This is a genomic window from Azospirillum tabaci, from assembly GCF_014596085.1.
GTDB classification, from domain to species: Bacteria; Pseudomonadota; Alphaproteobacteria; order Azospirillales; family Azospirillaceae; genus Azospirillum; species Azospirillum tabaci.
This window is the reverse complement of the sequence record NZ_JACCJY010000047.1, coordinates 1-23,549: the sequence shown is the minus strand read 5'-3', so window position 1 is coordinate 23,549 and position 23,549 is coordinate 1. Positions and strand designations below refer to the sequence as shown.

General features: G+C 62.0%; 18 protein-coding genes. 7 read left to right on the top strand and 11 right to left on the bottom strand.

The window, feature by feature from the left end; genetic code table 11:
• Window positions 1–20 precede the first annotated feature (20 nt).
• From H0B54_RS27765 to H0B54_RS27750, 4 genes are all read right to left on the bottom strand, one after another.
• Window positions 21–1,004, bottom strand: a complete 984-nt coding sequence (locus H0B54_RS27765; protein WP_188263023.1) for an AAA family ATPase — start codon at window positions 1,002–1,004, stop codon at window positions 21–23.
• 35 nt (window positions 1,005–1,039) lie between these two features.
• Window positions 1,040–2,044 (bottom strand): HAD family hydrolase, encoded by a 1,005-nt coding sequence (locus H0B54_RS27760; RefSeq protein WP_246472914.1) that lies wholly within the window; start codon window positions 2,042–2,044, stop codon window positions 1,040–1,042.
• A gap of 75 nt (window positions 2,045–2,119) precedes the next feature.
• Window positions 2,120–3,172: a SphA family protein gene (locus H0B54_RS27755; RefSeq protein ID WP_188263021.1), complete on the bottom strand. Its 1,053-nt coding sequence runs from the start codon at window positions 3,170–3,172 to the stop codon at window positions 2,120–2,122.
• A gap of 96 nt (window positions 3,173–3,268) precedes the next feature.
• Window positions 3,269–4,108, bottom strand: coding sequence for a hypothetical protein (locus H0B54_RS27750; protein ID WP_188263020.1), 840 nt, complete (start codon window positions 4,106–4,108; stop codon window positions 3,269–3,271).
• Window positions 4,109–4,782: 674 nt separating this feature from the next.
• Between H0B54_RS27750 and H0B54_RS27745 the strand changes: the two genes are divergently transcribed.
• From H0B54_RS27745 to H0B54_RS27725, 5 genes are all read left to right on the top strand, one after another.
• Window positions 4,783–6,060 carry a DUF3300 domain-containing protein gene (locus H0B54_RS27745; protein ID WP_246472913.1) on the top strand — a complete coding sequence of 426 codons (1,278 nt, stop codon included), beginning with the start codon at window positions 4,783–4,785 and terminating at the stop codon, window positions 6,058–6,060.
• A 33-nt stretch (window positions 6,061–6,093) separates the two neighbouring features.
• Entirely contained in the window at window positions 6,094–7,101 is a 1,008-nt protein-coding gene (locus tag H0B54_RS27740) for a DUF2950 domain-containing protein (RefSeq protein WP_188263019.1), read from the top strand.
• 274 nt (window positions 7,102–7,375) lie between these two features.
• The gene (locus tag H0B54_RS27735; RefSeq protein WP_188263018.1) at window positions 7,376–8,380 is read left to right on the top strand and encodes a formylglycine-generating enzyme family protein; all 1,005 of its coding nucleotides are present in this window, start codon (window positions 7,376–7,378) and stop codon (window positions 8,378–8,380) included.
• Window positions 8,377–10,047 (top strand): arylsulfatase, encoded by a 1,671-nt coding sequence (locus H0B54_RS27730; protein ID WP_343069043.1) that lies wholly within the window; start codon window positions 8,377–8,379, stop codon window positions 10,045–10,047. Before H0B54_RS27735 ends, H0B54_RS27730 begins: the two co-directional genes overlap by 4 nt.
• A 914-nt stretch (window positions 10,048–10,961) precedes the next feature.
• Window positions 10,962–12,038, top strand: a complete 1,077-nt coding sequence (locus H0B54_RS27725) for an HNH endonuclease signature motif containing protein (protein WP_211109606.1) — start codon at window positions 10,962–10,964, stop codon at window positions 12,036–12,038.
• Between the two features lie 296 nt (window positions 12,039–12,334).
• Here the strand turns inward: H0B54_RS27725 and H0B54_RS27720 are convergent, their stop codons facing one another.
• The 6 genes from H0B54_RS27720 to H0B54_RS27695 form a co-directional block, all read right to left on the bottom strand.
• Complete coding sequence (locus H0B54_RS27720; protein ID WP_188263016.1) at window positions 12,335–14,206, bottom strand: hypothetical protein; 1,872 nt, start codon at window positions 14,204–14,206, stop codon at window positions 12,335–12,337.
• Window positions 14,199–14,690 (bottom strand): ABC-three component system middle component 2, encoded by a 492-nt coding sequence (locus tag H0B54_RS27715; RefSeq protein WP_188263015.1) that lies wholly within the window; start codon window positions 14,688–14,690, stop codon window positions 14,199–14,201. The genes H0B54_RS27720 and H0B54_RS27715 overlap by 8 nt, the downstream gene beginning before the upstream one ends.
• Window positions 14,678–15,682, bottom strand: a complete 1,005-nt coding sequence (locus tag H0B54_RS27710) for an ABC-three component system protein (protein WP_188263014.1) — start codon at window positions 15,680–15,682, stop codon at window positions 14,678–14,680. Before H0B54_RS27710 ends, H0B54_RS27715 begins: the two co-directional genes overlap by 13 nt.
• Before the next feature lie 153 nt (window positions 15,683–15,835).
• The gene (locus H0B54_RS27705) at window positions 15,836–17,749 is read right to left on the bottom strand and encodes an ATP-binding protein (RefSeq protein WP_188263013.1); all 1,914 of its coding nucleotides are present in this window, start codon (window positions 17,747–17,749) and stop codon (window positions 15,836–15,838) included.
• Window positions 17,746–18,894: an SIR2 family protein gene (locus H0B54_RS27700; RefSeq protein ID WP_188263012.1), complete on the bottom strand. Its 1,149-nt coding sequence runs from the start codon at window positions 18,892–18,894 to the stop codon at window positions 17,746–17,748. The genes H0B54_RS27705 and H0B54_RS27700 overlap by 4 nt, the downstream gene beginning before the upstream one ends.
• 467 nt (window positions 18,895–19,361) lie before the next feature.
• Window positions 19,362–19,676, bottom strand: a complete 315-nt coding sequence (locus H0B54_RS27695; protein WP_343069045.1) for a DUF427 domain-containing protein — start codon at window positions 19,674–19,676, stop codon at window positions 19,362–19,364.
• Between the two features lie 302 nt (window positions 19,677–19,978).
• On the opposite strand from H0B54_RS27695, the gene H0B54_RS27690 reads away from it, so the two are divergent.
• Entirely contained in the window at window positions 19,979–20,611 is a 633-nt protein-coding gene (locus H0B54_RS27690; RefSeq protein ID WP_188263011.1) for a 3'-5' exonuclease, read from the top strand.
• A gap of 267 nt (window positions 20,612–20,878) precedes the next feature.
• On the opposite strand, the gene H0B54_RS27685 is transcribed toward H0B54_RS27690, so the two are convergent.
• The gene (locus tag H0B54_RS27685; protein ID WP_188263010.1) at window positions 20,879–21,841 is read right to left on the bottom strand and encodes an AraC family transcriptional regulator; all 963 of its coding nucleotides are present in this window, start codon (window positions 21,839–21,841) and stop codon (window positions 20,879–20,881) included.
• A 101-nt stretch (window positions 21,842–21,942) separates the two neighbouring features.
• Between H0B54_RS27685 and H0B54_RS27680 the strand changes: the two genes are divergently transcribed.
• Window positions 21,943–23,139, top strand: a complete 1,197-nt coding sequence (locus H0B54_RS27680) for an MFS transporter (protein WP_188263009.1) — start codon at window positions 21,943–21,945, stop codon at window positions 23,137–23,139.
• The last annotated feature ends 410 nt before the right edge of the window (window positions 23,140–23,549 follow it).

The following is a 23,549-nucleotide window of genomic DNA, read 5'->3' as shown; positions in this document are numbered from 1 at the left end:
GTCGTCCTCCGCACACCGATTCAGGCCGCGACGGCAACCTGCCGCAGGATCTCGTCGATCACCCCATTGCTGCTTATGCCGTCGGCGATGGCGTCGTAGGTCAGCGACACGCGGTGGCGCAGACAGTCATGAGCGACGGCCTGCACGTCCTCGGGCACCACGTAGGTCCGCCCCTGCAGCCACGCATGGGCGCGCGAACAACGGTCGAGCGCCAGCGAGCCGCGCGGACTGGCGCCCACGGCGATCCATGCCTTGAGCGTGTCGCCATACTCCTCGGGCCGCCGGGTCGCCGCGATCAGGGCTACGATGTAGCTCTCGATCGCCTCGGCGGTGGTGACCTGGGCAATCTCCGCCCGCGCGTCGAAAACGCAGCGTTGGGCGATGCGCTCCTCTTGCGGCGCACGGTCCGCGTCGGGGGTTCCGGCCTGCTCCCGCCGCACCAGCCGCAGCACCTCCACCTCGTCGGCATCGCTCGGGTAATCGATCCGGACATGCATGAGGAAGCGGTCCATCTGCGCCTCAGGGAGCGGGTATGTGCCTTCCTGCTCGATGGGATTCTGCGTCGCCAGCACCATGAACAGGCCGGGCAGCGGATACCGCTTGCCGGCAACGGTCACCTGCCGCTCCTCCATTGCCTCCAGCAGGGCGGACTGCACCTTGGCCGGCGCCCGGTTGATCTCGTCGGCGAGGATCAGGTTCCCGAAGATCGGACCCTGGCGGAAGGTGAAGGCCGCATCGCCCACGCCGTCACTGCGGTAGATCTCACCGCCCGTGATGTCGGAAGGGAGCAGGTCCGGGGTGAACTGGATGCGGCTGAAGTCGGATTCCAGGCTTTTCGACAGGCTCTTGATCGCGCGGGTCTTGGCAAGGCCGGGCAGGCCCTCCATCAGCACGTTGCCGTCCGCAAGAAGCGCGATGACGAGCCGCTCGACGACGCGCGCCTGTCCGATGATGGATCGGTTGACTCGCCGTTGAAGCTCCTGGATGGACTCGCGTGCCGTCATGTCGGCGCTCCCCGCCCTTTGTTCACGTTGAACGTTCACCGCTGAAAGGGAAAGACGGTCTTCCAATCCGTCTTCATGTCGACGACGAGCCAGCCGCGCCCCGGCGCCTCGTCCAGCGCCTTGTCCAGCTTTCCGACCGCCGAATTGCGGTCGTAGGCCCATTCCCGCTCGGCGTCCGTGTGGTGGACGAGCAGGGCGAAGCGCGGTCCCGGTGCCAGGGTGGTCCATTGCAGCATCTGCAGGTCGCCGTCCGAGTTGCCCGCCGCGAAGATCGGCCGGCGCCCGATGGCCTTGGCGATCCCGACCGGCTTGCCGGGGCCGTCGTCGATGAAGTCGATCTCCGGCAATCGGCGCAGCGCCGGGCTGTCGCCGGTCAATTCGTAGCGGAGTTTGATGCTGGAGCCGACGACCTGCTCCGGCGGGATGCCGTAGATGGACTCCGTCCACGGGCGCATGAATTCGACCCCGCCGCCGGAAACGATGTAAACCTTGAAGCGTTGGTCCTTCAGGTAGGTCACCAGTTCGATCATCGGCTGGTAAGCCAAGTCGGTGTAGGGGCGGTTGAAGCGCGGGTGCCGGGCCGTCGTGATCCAGGACCTGACGGCCTCCGTGAACTCCTCCGAGGTCATGCCCGCGTGCGTGGCCATGACCAGACTATCGATGGCCCGCATGCCACCCGCGGCGACGGCTTTCTGATCGCCTTCCAGCGCCGCCTTGTAGGGCTGCTCGGTGCGCCATTCCGGATGCTGCGGCGCCATGTCCTTCAGGCGGTCCATCAGAAAGGCGGCCTGGACGTAGCCGGGTTGCTCCGCCCACAGCGTGCCGTCGTTGTCGAAGGTGGCGATGCGCTGGTCGGTTGGAACGAAGTCCGCACCGCCCTCGGTTGTCACCCGCGCGACGAACGCCATGATCGCGGCCTTGGCCGCGCCGTCGTTCCACGAAGGCAGCGGATCGCGCTCCGCCGCTCCGCCCGGTCCGGCGAGGAGGCCGGCGGCCAACGCCAGGATGCAGGCCGTGGCAACCCATCGGGCAGCGGCCAATCGGACCCAGGGCATCCGGCAACACGATAACGGCATGGTCGCACCCCTGTTGTTTGACCGAAACGGCATGACCGCTCAGTGCGGTGTCGAGGATGGTTGCGGCACCCACAGCGGCAAGGACACGGTGAGAAACCCGGTTGTCCCGCCAGGGACGCGGTTCTCCACGGCGAACTCGCGGTAGACCTTGATACGGGTTGAGACCGGTGCCTTGCCGATCTGGAAATTGTACCCGGCGGTGCCGCCGAGCGCGGTCACGCGCCCTTTGAAGTTCCCCAGCACGGCACCGGAGCCGCTGTCGCCGCTGATCTGCTGGTAATGGTAGCCGACGATCCCGATCGAGAAGTCCTTTGACAGATACTGGGACGCCGCCCACTCCAGATGCAGCTCCGTGCCGGTCCGGTAGTCGGTCGCCGGGTTCTCGCCGTTGAACGTCACGCCGATGACCCCGGACAGATCGAGCCCCCGATCGGTGTCGAGCCAAGTGACCGCGCCGCTGACGTCGGTCGCCCAGCGATTGAAGGAGATGTTGGCGAGCGCGCCCTTGCGGTAGTCGCCGACGGGCGTGTTGACCGACACGATGCCGGTCGCACGGAGCCGCCCGGACTCCCAGCCGAGCATGCCGGAAAACACCGGATCGCCGATGGTGAAGGCGCTGTCGCTGGTGGAACTGCTGTAGGGGCCGACCACCGCGCTCGCCGATACGTCCGGCCCGCCGAACGGGATGGTCGCGGAAAAGGCGAGCCGGGCACCACCCACTGTCAAGGGCGTCGACCACAGGAACGTCGGCAGGTCGATGTAAGCGCGTGAGCGGAAGTCCGTGGCGAGATTGCCATGCACCGGAAGCGTCCGCGAACTGCTTCGGTCCGCGTGGAAGACGTAGAAATCGTTCTGGAAGAAGACGCCTTCCGGCGGAACGGCTGCGGCTAACGGCCCGCGTGATCCAAGCAGATAGAATCCGGTCCCATTCTCGGCAGCGCGTGCCTCCTGCACCGGAAGGCCGCATCCGATCGCAGCGGCCCAGACTCCGCACAGCCACGTTCCCAAGGAAAGCCCGAGCGAGATCCGCTGGCGGACCATTCGCACATCGCCACACGGATCGGGTCCGACTGCGCCAACGTCGAAAGGCATGGCACCATCCTGTTTTGGTTCGAGATCTTATCCGGCGGCCCCTTTTGTCAGGCTGTTCCGATGGCCTATCCGGTGGTGGCCTACCCCGTTGCTCCTTCATTGCCCCAGGCTGAACTGAAGATTGAGGCCCGCGAAGATCTGCCAGCGGGGAATGCCCGCCCCATGGTGGAGGACGGTGTATTGGGGCTCGACATAGGCGTTCACCGACGCAGTCCGGCTGACTTGCCAGACCTTGCCCACGCCGAACCCCAAGGGGGCATAGCGTGTGTCGTTCTCGATATCGAAGTTCCAGATGGCGGAGGACCGCAAATAATACTCGTCCGGCAAATTGTAGAAGAGTATGGGCTGGACGGTCAGCAACTTGACCGCTTCCCGATCATCATCGCCAGCGAAGGATTGTTGATAGGTCAACAGACCGCCGACCAGCCCCCACGACTGTGGTGCGACCGCAACGCCTGCCGCCCCCGCTTGCCATTTTCCAGCGCCAAGCACCCGGCTGCTGGCGGTCGGCGCGACCAGCATCGGACCGACGCCGAACGAGACGTCCTTTCCCGGAAACATGAAAAGATCCATCAGCGTCAAGTCGCCCAAGCCGGTTTCCGAGCCATCTGGAAGCGTCGGAGCGGTCGCGATGGGCAACGTGAACCGGAAAAGTTGGGGAGCGCCGAACAGGTCGGACGGTACCAACCCACGAAGCAGAAGCTGGTTGGCGTCCTGATCCGGCCCCCTGATGAAAGAGGGAATGTAATAATCCTGAAGGTTGAAAGTGATCTTGGGAGTCAGTGGATTGTTGGCCTCATTCTGCCCGCCGGATGGCGCATTGGGTTGCTTCCCAGCCTCCTGTGCCGTAGAGGGCAATGCCAGAGCGGCATACACAACACAGACCACAAAAGCGCCGCTCACTCTTTCGAGCAAACCGCGATGCACGTCGTTCATTGACCGCTCCTGACATGGGAACCGCTCCTGCATTGACAGAATCGCATCGCGGAACGGTCCGTTAGGATGCGCTCACGCTGTGTCATAGGTTTTAAAAAATGAATTAGTTGGTGTCCTTCTAGAGATGTCAGCACTCCATATCAATTATGTAGTTAAAATACTTCACCAAGAAATTACTCATGAAGAAATTTTCTTATAATCTGAAACATTGAGCAAGTCACGATCTTCCCGCCACTCCATCACAGGTTGATATCTGGCATAATTTTCCGAACGAAGAAGCACTATTCTCTGAACGAAGAAGCAATTTACCGTAACGCCGAGAGTATATTACCTATGGGAAGCGCCTGCCGGCGCACGACAGAGGAGCCTTACGGATGCCAGCGGGCTCGGCGAGCAATCGCATCGAAATGCAGGATCCGGGAGTAGTCCTGATGACGAGCAATGTGCCATTGCCGTTGCTGTACGCGCTCGCCGTACGCTGAAACGGCACCCACCCGATTGAAACGGTAACTAACCTGAATCGGGGAAGACGGTTCGGCTCATCTCTGTTACGGCTTACCCATCAAAGGTTGCCAACTTCGCTCCGCTGCCACGCAGGTCCGCTCTCCCGGGTGAGCGCTCGCGCGTCGCCATGTGCCCGCTGTAACGGGCTGGGACCGGAAAAGGAGAGCGCCATGGTTCCCGTACGTTTGTCCGTCCTGCGCTCATCCGATGCGCACGGAGGGACATCATTGAATGCCTGGACCTGGCTGCGCCGGCTGACCCTCGGTGGCCAGCTGATTGTGGTCACCGCATCGCTGATGCTTACGCTTCTCTTCGCTTTTTCCACCAGGGCACAGTCGCCGCCGAGTGAGCCAGCCAAACTGAGCAGCGCACAGCTTCAGACGCTGGTGAGCCGGGTGGCCCTATACCCGGACGACCTTCTGGCGATCGTGCTTCCAGCCTCCACCCAACCCCTTCAAATTGTCGAAGCGCAACGGCTCCTTGAGCAGCGCCGCAGCAATCCGAACGTCAGCCCTCCCAAAAATTGGGACCCGAGTGTCGTCGCACTTCTCAATTACCCGGATGCTCTCAAGGTGATGAACGACGACCTCGATTGGACCCAGCAATTGGGGGAAGCCGTGGTGCGGCAGCAGAGCGAGGTCATGGATGCAATCCAAGGCTTTCGTCAGAAGGCCTACGCGGCTGGGAATTTGGTGTCCAACGACAAGCAGACGGTGACCAAGCAGAAGGAAAACATCGTGGTGCACTCGGCCGATCCCACGGTGATTTACGTGCCGACCTACAACCCCACGACGGTCGTCTATGTAACACCGCCCGCCGCCCCGCCTCCTTACTATTGGTCACCGCCTTATCCGTATTATTACGACCCTGCGGCGGCTTTCTTCACCGGGGCGGTGTTCGGAACGGCCTTGGGCTTCGCCCTGTCATGGGACAATCATGACATCTACCATGGCGACGTGAACATCAACCGCAACGTCAACATCAACACCCAGAATGTCCGCGCACGGATCGACGGCATTTCGCGGAATCGCGAAAATCGCTGGCATTCGGCCAACACCGAGCTGGGGCGGCAGGCCCATGTGAATCGGATGGGCGGTGCAGGACGCGCGGCCGCGCCATTGAACGCCGAGCAGGTTCGCCGCGGGCTGGCCAACGCAACGCCGGAACGCCGGGCATTCTCTCAGCGCCCACAGGGGACGGCGGGTCTGGACCGGGCGCCCGCATCGCTGGCCAACCGCGGTTCCGCCGGGGCTGGGGAGCATTTCAATCCCGGCGGCCACAACGCCTTCTCCAACATCGAACATGGATCGCTTGCGGAGCATCAGAGTCTGCGCGGCCTCCAGAGCCTTGGGGGAGCGGGTGAGTTCCAGGGGGCGGGAGGATTTGGGGGATTCCATGGCGGCGGTTTCCATGGCGGCGGCTTTCACGGCGGCTTCCACAGACGCTGATCGGCTCGCGACGACGGTATCCGGAGGATCACGATGACTGGAGCGCACCGCCTGAGACGAACAATTCTGGCCGGCATCCTGGCGCCAATCGTGGCGATGTTCACCATTGCGGCGGCCTTCGCCCAGTCGCAGGCTACGCCGCCCGCCATGGGAACGCCTGCGCCGTCCGCCGATCAGCGCAGCTTCGCAACGGCTCGGGAAGCCGCGGACGCCTTGGTGGCCGCCCTTGCCGCAGACGACACGCGAAGCCTGTTGGCGATGTTCGGCCCGGGCCATGCCGACCTTGTCGAAGGTCCCGACCCGGCAAGTGCCCGCGTGGATCGGCAACGCGCGGCGCGCGCCGCGAAGGAGGGGATGCGCCTGCAGGAAGAGGGCAACGTCGCCGGCATTCTTCTTGGGCACCAGAACTGGCCCTTCCCGATACCGCTCGTGCGCATCGACCAGCGGTGGTTCTTCGATACGCCCGCCGGCGAAGAAGAGATATTCGTGCGCCGAATTGGCGCCGACGAACTGGACGCCATCGCGGCTTTGCACGCCTTCGTCCAGGCTCAGCGGGATTACATGGAGCGGTCGAAAGCGGGAGGCCGCCCAGCAGTCTATGCACGCTACATCCAGAGCACTCCCGGCAGCACCGATGGGCTGTGGTGGCCCGCGCAAGCCGGCCACAGCAAAGCCGCTGGAAACGGGACCGAGACCACGCACGCGAGCCCGTTGTCGGCCTTTGTCGAAAGGCAGCATGCCTTCCTGGAGGGCCGGCGGCCCGGCGACCCGTACCGTGGGTACTGGTTCCGCATTCTGACGGCGCAGGGGCCGGGCGCGCCGGGCGGAGCGATGAGCTACCTGGTCGACGACCGTCTGGAGAAAGGGTTCGCCATCCTGGCTTGGCCGTCCGACTACGGGGAAAACGGCATCATGAGTTTCCTGGTCGGCCCGGACGGCCATGTTCTGCAAAAGGATCTGGGGGATGACACAGTGGCGGTTGCGCAGTCCATCTGGGCCTACGATCCATCCGAAGGATGGACGCCGGTCACTCCACGCTGACGCTCCTCCGGTGCCGGAATGCACCAAGCCGCAGCCGCCCACGCAAGAGCCGGCCAAGTTGCGGGGGACGAGCGGGCCTCGCAATGCCCGTCAACGTTACGTGTAAGTTACCCCGCCGAGGATTGCCGCAACACAACCACCGCACCACGCTTCTGGCGAAGCCGCCTACGCCTCGATCGGCGCGGTTGTCGGGGGGCAGCGAGACCGGTGCTTTGCAGCTTTCGTTGCGTCGACCTGCGAACGCCATTCCTTGAACGAGGATGACACGTCAGCCATGAGCACCGATGCGCCAGCGTGCTGCCCGAAGCCAGCCGGTTCCCTGGACCAGGGCCAGGATCACGTTCAGGACCAGGGAATGGTCTGGATTCCCGGAGGCACCTTTCGGATGGGGTCCGATCGGCATTACCGCGAGGAAAGCCCCATCCACCGCGTCACCGTCGATGGCTTCTGGATGGACGCCGTTGCCGTGACCAACGAACAGTTCCGGCGCTTCGTCGCGGCCACGGGTTATGTCACGGTCGCCGAGCGCCCGCTCGACCCGGCGGATTATCCGGGCGCCTTGCCCGGTATGCTGCAAGCCGGAGCCCTGGTGTTCCACAAGGCAAGCCGCCCCGTCGACCTTCGGAACCTCGCCAACTGGTGGTCGTATGTGCCAGGGGCGAACTGGCGCAACCCGGAAGGGCCGGGCAGCGGAATCGACGACCGCCCGGACCATCCGGTCGTCCACGTCGCGTATGAAGATGCCGAGGCCTACGCCCGCTGGGCCGGGAAGACGCTGCCCACGGAGGCCGAATGGGAGTTCGCCGCGCGTGGCGGCCTGGACGGCAAGATCTATTGCTGGGGCGACGAGTTCACGCCGGACGGCCGTTACATGGCCAACACGTGGCAAGGGCAGTTCCCTTGGCAAAATCAGGCGGGCGACGGGTTCGAGGGCACCGCTCCGGTCGGTTCCTACCCCGCCAACGGCTACGGCCTGTTCGACATGGCGGGCAATGTGTGGGAGTGGACCTGCGACTGGTACAGCGCCCGGCATCCGGCCGACGCGGGCAAGCCCTGCTGCATTCCGAGCAACCCGCGCGGCGCCCCGCGGGAGAGCAGCCTCGACCCGGCCCAGCCCAACATCCGCATTCCGCGCAAGGTGGTGAAAGGGGGCTCGTTCCTGTGCGCCCCCAACTACTGCGAGCGGTACCGGCCCGCGGCCCGTCAGCCGCAGATGATCGACAGCGCCATGTCCCACATCGGGTTCCGGTGCATCATCCGAAAAGGGAGGGAAATGTGAGCGGTTCCGCAAACCACGATGATGAGCAGCCCAAACCGAGGGTCCTCAGCCGCCGCAACATGCTGCTGACGGGGACGACCCTCGCCGCGGCATCCGCCCTCGACCCCGCGGCCCTGATCGGTTCCGCCAACGCGCAGCAAACCCAGCCCCAACCACAGCCGGCGCAGTCGCAAGCCCAGCCGTCCGGCGCCCATCCCAACATCCTGGTGATCTTCGGCGACGACGTCGGGCAATCGAACATCAGCGCCTACACCTTCGGCCTCATGGGCTACCGGACTCCGAACATCGACCGCATCGCCCGCGAGGGCATGATGTTCACCGACTACTATGCGGAGCAGAGCTGCACCGCGGGGCGGTCGTCCTTCATCACCGGGCAATCGACGCTGCGCACCGGCCTGTCCAAGGTCGGCGTGCCGGGGGCCACGGTTGGTCTGCAGAAGGAGGACGCCACCCTCGCCGAACTGCTCAAGCCCCTCGGCTACGCGACCGGTCAGTTCGGGAAGAACCATCTGGGAGACCGCGACGAATATCTGCCGACCAACCACGGCTTCGACGAGTTCTTCGGCAATCTCTACCATCTGAACGCGGAAGAAGAGCCGGAACAGCGCACCTACCCGCGGGATCCCGAGTTTCGCAAGCGGTTCGGTCCGCGCGGCGTGCTCAAGGCATCCGCCGACGGCAAGATCGAGGACACCGGTCCGCTTACGAAGAAGCGGATGGAGACGATCGACGATGAAACCTCGGCTGCGGCGATGGATTTCATCGACCGGCAGGCCAAGGCGAACAAGCCCTTCTTCTGCTGGTTCAACAGCACCCGTATGCATTTCCGAACGCATGTGCGCGAGGAGCACCGCAGCCCACCCGGCTTGACCGCCCGAACCGAATACGCGGACGGTATGGTCGAGCATGACGGTCACATCGGGTTGTTGCTCAAGAAGCTCGACGACCTCGGAATCACCGACAACACCATCGTGCTCTACACGACGGACAACGGGCCGCACATGAACGCTTGGCCCGACAGTGCCATGACCCCCTTTCGCAGCGAGAAGGACACGAACTGGGAAGGGGCCTTCCGTGTGCCCTGCATGATCCGGTGGCCTGGGAAGATCCGACCGGGGACCGTATCGAACGAGATCGTCAGCGGCCTGGATTGGGTTCCAACCCTCATGGCAGCCGCCGGGGATACGGACATCAAGGACAAGCTGCTGAAAGGGCATGGTGCCGGCGGCAAAACCTTCAAAGTCCATCTCGATGGCTACAACCAGCTTCCGCACCTGCTTGGCCAGCAGGACCGTGGCGCCAGAAGGGAGTTCTTCTATTTTGACGATGACGGCGATCTGGTTGCCATGAGGTACGAGAACTGGAAGATCGTGTTCTCCGAGCAGCGGGCGCCGGGAACCATGCGTATCTGGGCCGAGCCGTTCACGACGTTGCGTCTGCCCAAGCTATTCGATCTGCGCGCCGACCCGTATGAGCGGGCGGACATCACCTCGAACACTTACTATGACTGGTTTGTGTCCCAACCATACATTATCTTCGCCGCGCAGACGGAGGTCGGGAAGTTCCTGGAAACGTTCCGGGAATTCCCGCCGCGGCAGCGCGCGGCGAGCTTCACGGTCGACCAGATCATCGAAAAGATGCAGAAAAATCTAGAGGTTCGGCAGTAACGTCCTTGTGGCTTCGTATGGTCGTAGTGTTATCGCGTGGACCATCCGTTCGAGGCGGTCCACGCCCATTCCATTGCCTCGCAAGGGAATGGGTCTGGGCCTCGCTTGCCTAATGGCCACTTCATCATCGGCATTCGCGCTGAAGCGGGGAACTGGCTGCGGCATCGTCACCGATGCGGGCGCCCTCTAAACCCACCCGGCGAACCTTGGCCATATGAACAACTACGACATGGTCGCTAAACCAATCCCATTTGGGGTGTCGGTGCGGAGAACGCAACGTGCCATCCCGCGCCGCTCCAATGTGACCTCTATTGCCGCGATCGGGCTTGCTGAAGAGATGAGACGAGGGCACCGCTCGGAGTCATCCCCAGCGTCGTCAGAACGTTGAGGCGGTCGCCGTCCAGAGTGTCCAGTTCGGGATCCTAAAGCCGCTCGAACTCCACAAGCACGGCCCAAAATCGGCCTTTGCCGTGATCGAGGCGGCATTCATCAGATGCTCTCCAATTTGCCGGCGCGGTTCGGACCGTCGTATTCGGCATGAACCCGATGAAACTGAGGGCGTTGGTACCCATCACAACAAGCGGCTTGAGCGCATGCAGCGAATACCCATTTCAACACCAAGCTTTCGGATATTATTCCTTCCTGGCCGGTGAGCTCGTCCTCTTTGCGCCAGGAGCGGACACTCGTGTTACCGTCAAGAAGCAACATAGCAGTTGAAATTCATATCGCACTGCATCAGCATTCTGCCGATGAAGGCATGGCAATGCGAGCATTAGAAGATGGCCTTTCTATCTCTGATCGATGCAGCTCTACATCTAGGGTTAAGGGTAGAAACAATACAGTATCTAGTAAACAATTGCCCGAAATCCGGAGAAGACCGGAAGTTGAGCGCAATAAGCACCGATCACGGGCCAATGTTTGATGAGAATGAATTATCCTCTTATGCTGAATATTTGGCAGAACCATGGCCGAAGCCAGAAAAAGGTGGTCGCCCAGCAATTCCGAAGATTTTTCGAGATGATGTTAAGGATGAATCTCATTATGCGTGCGCTATTTGCGGTTACATGGACAATGGCGAGGTTGCCCATATCGACGCGGTCGCAAACACTTTAAATAATTCTCCAAGCAATCTTATTTACCTTTGCCCAAATCATCATACGAAATATGATTATGGATTTAGAGTAAGCTCGAATGTTACTGAGAACGAGGTAAAGGCGGCCAAACTTCTAAAAAGAAATGCGCGGTGCCGTATCTTAAAATACGAGGCTTTTGCCACTAAAAGCATTATATCGCTCGTAAAATTTTTGGAATCTCTGGAAAAAAAGGCCAAAAATGCAGAAACAGAAAACATGAAAACCATACATGTTTCTGAATTGAACAATTTAATGTCAGCAATTCCGGATCTGCTAAAAACATCACAGGAGCAGGCAAGGAAAGATAGGGCTAACTCGAACATAGATAATGCAATAAAAAGCATTGCCCCAAATCTTTCCAAGATTGCGGGCGAGAAAGTGGGTGCGTCAAATAGATACCCATCTAATGAGAAAGATATTAGAGAAAAAGCAATCAGAATTGTATCGGAGGTGAATGATGCCCTAATTGAAATCGACGAGGCGAGCTGCCCGCATTGTAATGGCCAGGGATTGACGGGGCTGGTCGGTGATTTCTGTCGTTACTGTCGAGGTTCGTGCGTCGTCAGCCAAGCAAAGTACGACGCTTATGATCCCGACGACCTCGATGAAGTCGCGTGCCCCCATTGCAATGGAGTTGGAACCACTGGCCTTGCCGGTGATTTCTGCCGGTACTGCCGGGGCTCATGCGTCGTCACTCAAGCAAAGTACGACGCTTATGATCGCGACGACCTTGATGAAGTCGAGTGCCCCCACTGCAATGGAGTTGGAACTATTGGTTTGGTTGGAGACTTTTGTAAGCTCTGCAAGGGAGCTTGCGTTGTCAATGAAAAAACATTCATGGCATATAGGAAAAAATGAAAATGCTGAGACTTTTGTGGTGTGGCCCATAAAGTGAGACTTGGGTCGCATAAAATGGGAATGGGCGGGGCCAGGAGGCTCCGCCCATTTTCTTTTCACCGCGGGATGTGCTTGGGCAATATCCCGGCGCGCCACCTCCGAGGGCCGCTTGATGGCCTACTTTGCGCCAGGAGCGGACACGTCACCATCCAACCCAAGTCCATTCGTATCGGGTCGATTGCTGTGAACGCCATCCGATGCAAATGGGCAAACTGCGACCGCGTTACTTCCTGTCGCTGCGTCGAGGCATAGAAGGGTCAGGAATCCGATACCGGGAAGAGACCTCGTCTGCCAGCTTTCGAGAAAACGATGGTCCGGGGCATGAATTCTTTAGGCGGCGTCTTGTTCTCTATGATGTAGATCTGGCAAAAACTCGAAACGAAAGTGAGATGCTCGTAGAAGTGCTCATCGAGCGACGTCGCAGCAATCGCTCGTTCCTCATCGGTAAGGGGCTCATCGTCATCGTCCAACTCTTTGCGGTACGTGAGCAGCGGCGAGTCCAGTACCAAGAACCCAGGGTGAGGCCGCCTCTCGGTCTTGCAATAGACCGCGTAGGCCACCGAGAATGCGGAATGCAGCAGCGCCTTGACACCCTTGCCGTTGCGACCGCGAGCTTTGCCATTGATGGCAATATCGTAGGTCTTGTCATTCCATGTGACAGCCTCCAGCCCTGGATACCCCCAGGCCTCCAGTACCTTCTGGACGGTCTGGGCAAACTTATACCCGGTCTGGTCGTCGATCCCTATTGTGAGCCCGGCCGCCTTCTGCTTGCCGTGCTTAATCGCTGCAATGGCCGCCCGTTTTGCATCGAGATCGCTGCGACGAACCGACAGCGCAATGACACGATCGATTTCTTCGAGAAGCGAAACACTGCCCGTGTAGCCTGTGCGCAGGTTCGCCTCTCTCGGCCTAAGGCGCTGAATCTCGTCGAAGTGCTCGCTGGCTTCGGCGCTGAGGGAGCGGCCGCGGATTTCGAGCCCTTCGGCTTCAGCCGTCAGGCTCGCTAGGGTGATTTCAAGATCCCTCATGTCCCGTCGGATTTTGGCGATCTCCGCCCGTGCGGCTGTGAGTTGCAGATCCACGTCCCCCAGCGGGTGAGGCTTATGCTGGTGACCGGGAAAGGCTCCGCAGAGCGGGCACGGCTGGTCCTCAAACCGCTGCAGCAGGAAACCACCCTCCTCAATCGCCTCGAGCCGGCGGATATCCGTCTCATAAGTGCTCTTAAGGTCGAGAAACCGCTGCCGCATTGCTCTTAGCTGCGCGGCGTGGGCTTCGACCTCGCCTTGGGCGTTCAAGGCATCACGTCGCAGCACAGATAGTTCATCAATCCGCTTTTGGGCGGCAGCCATGTCCTCGCCGATTGTCTCGAGGTGCGATTGTAGGCGATCTCGCTGTGCGACCAGTTCGGGTACATTGCGGGTGCCCAGTTCGAGGTCAACGTCGGCAATCATCTCATCAAGCAGCTGGAGCTTGCCTGCCTTGCCCGCGTCGAGCGTTTTCTTGTCGGGGACGTTGGCGATGGCTGAATCGTCCCGGCCGGTTAGAAGGAACTTGAACGCGTTTCTGTTGAGTGTATCGCTGCTCTTAAGATTGATCTCGGTCGGCGTATTGCCGCTGAGCATGCGGTCTTCAGTGACCAGCACGTATGGCATGAAGAAGCGGAAGCTGAAGGTGTCGAGCTTGGCCGCCTGGGTCGAGGCAATCTTGATCGTCCCGAGCCCCACTTTGGCGAGCAGGAACTCCGATAAGCTACCATCCTTAGACTTGCCACCTCTGCCGTGAACCGGATCGAGGATCCGGCTCTCCCGACCATCGAGAATGCCATCCGGAGCGAGGCCGTCGAAGACTTCGATATCGCCGCCACGCAATGCACGTCTGAGGGTGACGCTAGTGCCGTCCGCAAACGAGATGCCGAGCAAGGCCGACTCGTACTTGTCGCCTTCGGGCGGCGTCTCAGGCGTTTCTCCGCCGAACATGAAGTTGAGCGTGGCAACGGTATAGGTCTTGCCAGTATTGGAACCACCCCATAGGATCGTCAGGTCGTCGTTGAAAGCTATTCCTACTGTCGCTAGGCCGGACCCAGTATAGATAAGGTATTCAAGCTGCATCAATTGCGACCGATCAGCCATTTGGTTGCCCCACTCCAGTCTGGAATTCGAGGCTCCACCGATCGATCAGTTGCCGCATCGAGGCAAAGGCGGCCGCGCCATCCTCATGGACGTGACGTGCAAGCCAGATCGCACGATCCGAAAGGTCTCTATTGTAGTCCGAGTTCAGGAGCTTCACAAAGGCCGGTGCATCATCGCCCGACACGAAGCTAATGCCGTCGGCGGCCTCAACAACCTCAATCAGGCTCACCCGCAACAGGATGCGCAACGCTTCCTGTATCAGCGTGCGGCGAACTCGATACTCCCCGACACGCTCCGGCAGCGCCGGGTGAAGGCTATCGGGACCGCCCAGATCGGCGGTGTGGACAACGAAATAATCGAGCAAAGCTAGCGCCTCGAGATCAAGCTTTTCCGGATAGAACGCTTCTAGCAAGACGAGCGAACGAAGACTGGTTTCGACCGAACCGTTGAAGACCGGCGTTGGAATAGGTCTTAGCGTTTCCACGGCAGTACCCCGTCATTAGCGAGATGGTGGCACGTACCCTGCTTGACTAAGACGTTGGCCCGATTGTGCCGGCCGAAGATGCCGGAGACCAATAGCGAGCCGGCGGCACTCATAACGTTCCGCACCTGTCCCAGGCCTGTTGTCTGGGAGTGCACGTCGAAAACGCCGTAGAGGACCTCGTCGGTGAATTTTTCGATATGCTGCGGATCGAGGTTGTCGCGGAAGTGGCGGCGGAAGGCATCCGCTTCGAAGTACCGCCGCCGCTGCATGGTCAGGTCAGGGCCATGACTCGCGTGGCAAAGGACTTCGGCCGCATCTGCGAAGGGGTGGCCCTCGCTATCGGAATAAATACCAATGAGCTGTTGCACGTAGCTCTCGTCGGCCGAGACATCTGTCGGAACGACGCCCGAGGGTGCTTCCCCCGGATCGTCTCCAAACGCGTCGGCAAGAACAAGGTCGATATTGTCCATCGTGAGGATCTTCGGCAGGTCAATGCCAGCGATGTTCTGGAAGGCATAGGCTTCTATAACTGTGCGTAGCTTATCGGTGAGGACAACCGGCGGGCCCGTTCGGATGCGTCTGGCGCATCGTGCGTCCCATTCGCACAGCATCTGCTGCTTGAACAAACTCGGGCTGAAAAGTAGCTTCTCAGCTTTACGGTTGAAGCCCTTCGGTGCGACGAAGAAATAAGCCGCCGGTGGTGTGAACTCGCCTTCGGACGCATGGAACAGAATCTTGGCGATTTCCTCATGCATCATGGCATCGTTGACGCGCTTGCTGAGCATCTTGCACTGGTAGTTGTCCCATTCGCAGTCATGCCTGTTCAGCGTGCGAAACCCTACGGCGTCGCGGCCTAGATCATTTGCATTCCCGAAGAGATGGTGGTCCGGGTACGTCTTGATCTGGCGGGCAACCCAGCGATGGACAAAAACCTCAAGTTCCTTGTCCTCCATCGCCAGAATGTTCCGGCTGTAAGAGAGATTGCTTTTCACTGCCGCCCCCACCGCGAAATCATACTCTTCAGCAGCCTTCAGAATAGCAAGTGAATGCTCTGATATTATCAGTGGCCATGTTGTCCGGCGGCGTGAATGGCCGCTTAGAGTCAGAAGTGGTCGCTTGAGGACATTGCGAAAGGACGAAATCCATTACTCTAAGGCCGCCTCTAAAGCCAAATCGGATTGCTTCTCATCTTGTGGAGTTGGAGTTTTGGCAACGGCATCGCCGGACATCCGGGCAGCCACGACGGCGATCTCTTCCGCCGACGGGCAAACACCGGCCCAGCCCTGGGTGAAGCGGATACTTTCCGACCGCGGCAATTGATCGACGCACAGATCGCGAATACGGATGCGCGCCGGCAGGGATGCGCCTTCCCCCACAAACAGGGCCTCCTGCTGGCCCAGAGCTGGCAACGCCCGGGTCATGCCGGAAAGGCCGTCGGGCAGGAAGCGGGCCACATGGGCCTGATCGGCCGCGTTGGTCAGGCGCAGCACCAGCCATGTGCCGCACTGCGCGATCACCGTGCTTTCGACATCCGCCGGCCGTTGGCTGACCAGCATCAGGCCCAGGCCGTATTTGCGACCTTCCCGCGCGATCCGCCGGATCGCCGACTGGGCGGCGGCGTATTCGGCCTCGCCCCGGTTGGGAACATAACGGTGCGCCTCTTCGCACACCAGCAGGATGGGATCCTTCTGCCGCTCCGTCTGCGTCTGGTGGAGCTTGTACTGGAACAGTAGGCGGGCCAACATCGCGGCCAGCGGACCGGCCACCTCGTTCGGCAGACCGGAAATGTCGAGAATGCGCAGGCTCGCGTCGGTGCCGGTTGAACCGACGAACTGCGCCAAAATGTCCGCGAGCGTCCGGTCGCCGTCCGTACCGGGGTTCATCAGGAATCGGATGCGCGGATCGCGCCGTAACACCGCCACCTTGTCAAGGATCGACTTGAATTTTCCGGCAAATTCGCTTGGAGAAACGCTTTCCATCTTGCCGCTCTTAGCGACGACAGCGGCTTGCAGGAAGGTGATGTGGTTGACGAATTCCTCCCAATCGAAGGGCCGCGGCTTGTCCCGATCAAAGGACTCGAGCGCCGAAATATCCACGCCGTCTTTGGGGCGTGCATAATCTGGGCCGTGGCCGTCTTTGGGCGGCTCGCCGCCATGTGTGATAGGCGCGGGGTCCACCAAGCCAACCTTCACCATCCGCGCGTGGGTCAGCGCCTTGTAGACGATGTTATGCTGGGAGGTCGCCTCCGCCTCCGTCTTGCCGATAACAAGGGAGCGCAATTCCTCAGCCGACATCAGCCAGTAGGGCAATGCGATCGGTTGACCGGCCGTCTCGTCGGTGCCGATGGGATCATAGGCCCGGTAGACCACCGCTTTGTTGCCGAAGGCGCGACCATACTCGCCATGCGGGTCGATAATGACGATTCGTGGCCGGCAGGGCTGGTCACCGATCGGCTTGTGCTCCAGGACGCTGTGCAGCAGGGCGGCGACCGCGCCGGACTTGCCAGAGCCAGTGGAGCCGAGCACGGCGCAATGCAGCCCGAACATCTTGTCAATGTTGGCCCGGCATACGGCGGAATCCGCGCCGAGATAGCGCCCGAACGGCACCAGCGGGTCTGCCTCACCAGCAGCCTGCCCCTCGGCCGCGCGGTAGAGAACCCCTCCTTCTTCCCGCGTCAGCAAGGAAACGCCCTGGCGCGGCAGTGGATAGGTGCTGATTCCGCGGAAAAAGTTCAGTGTGCTGGTGCCAGAATTCCATAACCCTTCGGCAAACAGCTCAATCTCCATCAGGCGTTGGTCAGCGTCGGGCGGGACCGGCAGACCGGACACTGCCATTTCCTCCGAACGCATCCGCAGCAGTGTGACGAAGCCGAACACCAGACGACGCCCGAAATGTACCTTCACCACGCTGCCGATCTGGCCGATGGGATAGACGCGACCCTCGTGGGTGCGGGTCAGTTCGGCGACATCCCCTGACAACTCCGCCTTCACGGTGGTGCCGGAAACCTCGACGATGGTACCGATGAGCAAATCTGCAACGGGTTCGAAGGGGGTAGTCATGCGCGTTCTCCTGCCCCGTCGCGCAACAGCTTGGTGACGCCCTTGAAGGTCCACCAGCTGCGCTCCGCCGTGGATGCCGGCACGTGGTACGGTCCCTCGCCACCGGCATAGAGGCCTTTTTCGGTCAGGATGAACAGCTTTCGCTTCCAGGGCTGCGCCTGCCAGCGGGTCAGGCAATCGGGCATCGCGTTACCCTCCCGGCAGAAGGCGATCAGGGTCGTCTTGTTCTCCGGCCGTTCCATCGCCAGTTCGATTTCTTGGTTGATGTGATCATCACCGAAGCTGTAGCCGCACACCGCCAGCACATTGTCCGAGGACTGGGCCAGGGTCCGGCGGAACAGGTCGAACTGGGTGGCAAAGGGATCGCGCTGGGTCGCCACATATTTGGTCGATTGCGGGTGGATCAGCACGCGTGCCCCCCGGCTGGGAAAGGTGTCGCCGTCGCGTACCCGCCACACCTTGCCGTCCGGTCCCAGATACCAGTCTATGGAGCCGTGCAGTTTGATGATATGCGCCCCATAGCCGGCATCAGGTTCGGCCTCGCCGAAGCGGTGGGTGCGGAAGGCCACTGCGCCGCCGCTGAAACCGTCCCAATAGGGTACGCAGGCCAGAGCCAGGGCATCTTCCAGCAGGGTGTCATAATTGGTGGTGAACAGCCGTACCGCCATACGCCGCTCCCGCAGACCGGCCTGCCGGGTGCGGAACAGAGCCTCCACGAAGGCGAAGTGTCCGACGACAGTGACGAGGGAGTAGCCATGACGGCCGATCTCCTCCGGCTGCGTGTCGGATTTGGCTCGGTAACCCCAGCGGATGATCTCCGCGATGTGGCCGACGATTGCGCGGTGGGCTTGCTCGATATCGTTTAGAGTTCCGATGGCCGCCGTCTTGCTGTGTGATCGCTCTGCAAGAGCCGCATAGTCGCCGAGGTGGCTGAGCAGATGCTCAATATGGGCGTCCTTCGGCAGTTCTGCCCATACCCTGTCTAGCAGCGCGACGTGTGGACCATCGTTCATTAAGGCCCGAACCCGGTCGGTCAGGGGCCACATTAGCGGAATGCTGGCGTCGAAGCTGATCCCCGCCCCCAACAGCCACGCCACGCACGGCGACGCCAGATGGCGATCAAGCTGTTCGAGACAATCATCCATGCGGCAAGGCTCGTTAAAGTTCCGTCGGGAAAGTGGATTGTATCAAAATAATTTCAACTTTCTAGCAAATCGGCAACGGATCACATGGCCATGCCGGACACACTCATCGGAGCCTGCACGACCGGCTTGGGTCCGAATCTGTGGATTGACGGGTATTCTGCCGCCAACCTACGCCGGAAGCGCTGGTAAACGTTGGAAAGATTGGGGAAGTTGTCCAAATACCCTTTCACAACCGAGGATAGGATCACCTAATGGTCCTTGTCGGCGCCGGCCCCAGATCACTGCCCAAGCAGCCCTTTCAGTAGAGACTGTAGATATTCTATGCTCGGCAATCTCCTGGCGCAGGACGCCAATGGCCGCTTCTGGCGCGAAGCGGTCGTAGAGGAGGGCCGCTTCGGGTCAGGAGCAGACGGAGCTGGCATTGCGATGAGAGCAACACCGCATGCGGAGCCTTCCGCCGGCTGCCGCTATGTGGCCGCGTGCTCTTCGATGCAATCGACGCGTTCCGGATAAAACGCCAAATGTTCGCGGATGGCGGCCACAGCGGGATAGGGAGTCTCGTAGATCCAGACAGCGTTGATCGCGATGCGATCACCCACGCGCAGGTTGTAGTAAGTGGCATCGCCCTTGTAAGGGCAATGCGTCGTGTGCGCCGTGCGCTCGAGGGCCGTCATGTCGACATCCGCGCGGGGAATATATTGGACCACGGGCAACTTCGCCTCCGTCAGCGTCAGGGCGCGTGCCGTGTCGGCGACGACCTGGCTGGCGAAGACGACACGAATCCGATTCGGGTTGGGGATGATCGTGATGGGATGCTCGGGGCCGGGAATTTTCGCAGCGATACTCCTTGCTCACCGGTAGTCGCGCCGGTCATGGCGCGGCCGTCATGCCTTATACCAGCGACTCTTTATCCTGACCCATCAGGATCAAGAGCCTCGACGGCATGGGCCGGCCGCTTGTGACCGTGGTGTCGCTGATCGGCGGCCGGCGCTTTCGCCATGCTACTCTGGGCGGCGTGACGGAGCGTTGTCCTTGTTTCACATCCGTGCCACAGGTGGCTCCACCGACGAAAGATTGGATATCAATGAGCATGCAGCCGTGGGAAGGCCGTGACCGGCTGGTCGCGATCGACATCGAGACGACCGGACGGCGCCTGCCGAGCCTCCAGGACATCAGTAAGGCGCCCAAGGGCCTGCGTCAGCCCGGCATCATCATCGAAATCGGGTGTCTTGAGATCATCCGTGAGGGCGATGGCTGGAGGAAAGCGCGCAGATGGGAGTCGCGGGTCAACCCCGACGCCCCTCTCCATCCCGACGCCATCAAGGTGCACGGCATCAAGCCCGCCGACCTGAAGGTGGCGCCCCGCTTTCCCGAGGTGGCCGACGCGCTTCTCGCCTTTCTGGGCGAGGACCTTCTGGTGGCGCATGCCTATGAGAACGAGATGGACTTCCTGAACTACGAGTTCGCGCGCTGCGGACGCGCCGCATGGGGTGCTGACACGTTCTCGGCGGACCGGTTCATCTGTACCAAGGAGATGTCGCACGCGGTCTTCCCCGGTGCTTCCGGCTCGCTCGATGCGCTGTGTGATCGGCTGTGGCTCGACCGGAGTGATCGCTTCGCCCACCATGGTGCGCTGCTCGACGCAGACCTGACGGCTGATGCCTTCGTCAAATTGGCGTTGGGAGATACCGGCCCGCGCAACGCCGTGTATGAGTGAGGCACGGCGCCGGGCATCCGGATATCGTGCCGCGCGCCCTGACGGGCGGAAGGCGTCAAGGTCGCGTATCGGGGCAGCTTGCGCTGAACGGTGCTGGCTGCTCATGGCGCAGAGTCGACAGTCCGGCGCCTGGCAAACCGATCTCGCGCTGTCGGGCAAGGTGTCGCCGAACTTTACGCGCTGACAGTTGGTCAGGTCACCCGCGAGGACGGGCGGGACCGGCTTGTGAAAGGAGCTGCCCCCCACTTGGTCCTGATCGTGCCGGTGCTATGATTCCGCACTGCGCGAGGCGCCGGGCGAATAGCCCATGATGCGCTTGAAGGCGCGGCTGAAGGCGGCCTGCGAGCCATAGCCGAGCCGATGCGCGGCGGTTTCGATCGGCAGACGCTCCCGGCCGATCCACTGGGCGGCAAGCCGCATCCGCAGCTCCGTCACGTAGCGGACCGGGGTCACGCCGGTCACCTCCAGGAAGCGCTCCGCGAAGACCGAACGCGAGGCACCCATCTCCCCGGCCAGTTCCGCCACGGTCCAGTTGCGGCCGGGATCGCGATGCAGCGCGGTGATGACGCGGCCGAGCCGCGGGTCGCGCAGGGCGTCGATCCAGCCGCGCGCATCGCCGCAACCGCATTCGACCCAGCCCCGCACGATGGAGGCGGACACCACGTCGGCCAGCCGCGCCAGGATGCCGGCATAGCCGGCGCGCTCCGCCCGCGCCTCCCGCTCCATCGCCTCCAGCATCGGCAGGATTTCGGGGTAGCGGTCCAGCAGCGTGCCGACCTGCATCACCTCGGGCATCAGGCCGACCAGCGGCTGCATGGCGCCGAGGTCGAACTCCATGCAGCCGCTGAAGATCACCGCATCCTTCGTCCGGCAGCTTTCCGGCGGGCAGGATTCGAGCGCACCGACATTGCCGCACAGCGGCGCCGTCGCGAAGCTGGTGACGTCGCGGGCCGGCAGTTCCGGCGCCGACAGCAGTTCGTGCGCGCCGCCGCGTGGCAGCAGCACCGCATCGCCGGTGTCCAGCGAGAAGGTACCGCCGGCGAGCAGCCTCAGCACGACCGGCCCGCGGGCGATGAAATGGAATTGCGCCCGCCCCTCCACCGTCCCGAAACCGATGCCGAAGGGAGGGGCGACCTGCATGCGGCGGTACTGCACGCCAGTCAGCCGCATGCCGAGCAGAAGCTCGCTGACGAGGTCGGTGGCGGGAGGGAGACGGGATGAGTCGGGCATATCCGGACTATCGATCAAAAGAAGCGGACGCTATGGCATGGATCGTCCAGCACCTCCATTCTATTCTGCGTCGCAGCATAATCTTCCTGCGAGGACAGACCATGATGGAACCTGTGAGGCAGGCCGGCGCCGCGCCGGCGGAGCCCGCCTGGGGTGCCGTCTTCTCCCTGACGCTCGGCGTGTTCGGACTGGTGACGGCGGAATTTCTGCCGGCCAGCCTGCTGACGCCGATGGCGGCCGACCTGCATGTGACCGAGGCGATGGCCGGCCAGGCCGTCACCGCGACCGCCGCGGTGGCGCTGGTCGCCAGCCTGCTGATCTCCGCCGCGACCAGCCGGATCGACCGGCGCCATGTGCTGCTCGCCTTTTCGGCGCTGCTGCTGGTGTCCAACCTGGCGGTCGCCTTCGCCCCCGACCTGCTGTCGCTGCTGGTCGGGCGGGTGCTGCTGGGGGTGGCGCTCGGCGGCTTCTGGGCCATGTCGGCCGCGATCGCCATGCGGCTTGTGCCGGAGCCGATGATTCCGCGGGCCTTGTCGATGATCTTCAGCGGCGTGTCCGCCGCCACCGTCTTCGCGGCCCCGGTGGGAAGTTATCTGGGCGACCTGCTCGGCTGGCGCGCGGTGTTCCTGATGGCTGGCGGGCTGGGGCTGGCGGCCTTGGTGGCTCAGGTTCTGACGCTGCCACGCATGGCGCCGAACGGCCACACCAGCCTCCGCACCCTGGGCGAGGTGATGGCGCGGCCGGGCGTCGGGCTCGGCATGGTGTCGATCATCCTGGTCTTCACCGGGCATTTCGCGCTGTTCACCTATGTCCGGCCGTTCCTGGAGACGGTGACCGGCGTCGGCGTCAGCGGCGTGTCGGGCATCCTGCTGGGCTTCGGCGTGGCGAACTTCGCCGGCACCTATCTCGGCGGCGTGCTGCTGGCGCGCAGCATGCGGCTGACCCTGACGGTCATGCCGCTGACCATGGGGCTGCTCGGGCTCGGGCTGGCCGCGCTGGGCGGGTCGCCGACCGTGGCCTCGGTGCTGATCGCGCTGTGGGGCGTCGCCTTCGGCGCCGTGCCGGTGGCCTGGTCCACCTGGATCACCCGCACCGTGCCGGACGAGGCGGAAAGCGCCGGCGGTCTCTTCGTCGCGGCGGTGCAACTCGCCATCGCCACCGGTGCGGCAGTGGGCGGCGCCATCTTCGGCGTCAGCGGCGCCGGGGGGGTCTTCGGCGCCAGCGGAATCGTGCTGCTGCTGGCCGCCCTGGTCGTGCTGGGAGGCATGCGCGCGCGGGCAGTCGCTGTCGCCTCCTGATCACCTCCGTCAGACGCCCGCGGATGGACCGGCCGCTGTCGCGCTCCGTTTCCAGGACGATGGGCCCCATGCCACCAGCACCGCATCGTACCCGGAAAACCGCCTCTCGCTCAGGTCAATACCCGCGACAGCAATCCTTCGTGATTGTCGACACAAGGAAGTTTAGACCCTCGGGCTCGGTTCAGTGTTGCGGGTTAGGCGCCAAGCTCTCGGTGGTGGTTCCGTACTGCTGGGAGCGGGATTCCTTCCGCGGTCGGCGGGCCCGTTCGCTCCGCTTTATAGCAGCCAACCAATTTCAGCTCCTGGCGTGAAGCGGACGGTTGCGCTCGGGTCGGGGCGGATTGAAAATTTGCACCGAGCCGCGCGCCCCACTTTGCCCTGCCCCAGAGCGGAGCACCTATGAACATACA

Bases quoted from the DNA above. Each gene is read 5' to 3' on its own strand.
- H0B54_RS27700 (WP_188263012.1), bottom strand. From the start codon at position 18,894: ATGGATGATTGTCTCGAACAGCTTGATCGCCATCTGGCGTCGCCGTGC.
- H0B54_RS27685 (WP_188263010.1), bottom strand. From the start codon at position 21,841: ATGCCCGACTCATCCCGTCTCCCTCCCGCCACCGACCTCGTCAGCGAG.
- H0B54_RS27725 (WP_211109606.1), top strand. From the start codon at position 10,962: ATGTTTGATGAGAATGAATTATCCTCTTATGCTGAATATTTGGCAGAA.
- H0B54_RS27720 (WP_188263016.1), bottom strand. From the start codon at position 14,206: ATGGCTGATCGGTCGCAATTGATGCAGCTTGAATACCTTATCTATACT.
- H0B54_RS27755 (WP_188263021.1), bottom strand. From the start codon at position 3,172: ATGCCTTTCGACGTTGGCGCAGTCGGACCCGATCCGTGTGGCGATGTG.
- H0B54_RS27765 (WP_188263023.1), bottom strand. From the start codon at position 1,004: ATGACGGCACGCGAGTCCATCCAGGAGCTTCAACGGCGAGTCAACCGA.
- H0B54_RS27705 (WP_188263013.1), bottom strand. From the start codon at position 17,749: ATGACTACCCCCTTCGAACCCGTTGCAGATTTGCTCATCGGTACCATC.
- H0B54_RS27735 (WP_188263018.1), top strand. From the start codon at position 7,376: ATGAGCACCGATGCGCCAGCGTGCTGCCCGAAGCCAGCCGGTTCCCTG.
- H0B54_RS27750 (WP_188263020.1), bottom strand. From the start codon at position 4,108: ATGAACGACGTGCATCGCGGTTTGCTCGAAAGAGTGAGCGGCGCTTTT.
- H0B54_RS27745 (WP_246472913.1), top strand. From the start codon at position 4,783: ATGGTTCCCGTACGTTTGTCCGTCCTGCGCTCATCCGATGCGCACGGA.
- H0B54_RS27740 (WP_188263019.1), top strand. From the start codon at position 6,094: ATGACTGGAGCGCACCGCCTGAGACGAACAATTCTGGCCGGCATCCTG.
- H0B54_RS27690 (WP_188263011.1), top strand. From the start codon at position 19,979: ATGAGCATGCAGCCGTGGGAAGGCCGTGACCGGCTGGTCGCGATCGAC.
- H0B54_RS27680 (WP_188263009.1), top strand. From the start codon at position 21,943: ATGATGGAACCTGTGAGGCAGGCCGGCGCCGCGCCGGCGGAGCCCGCC.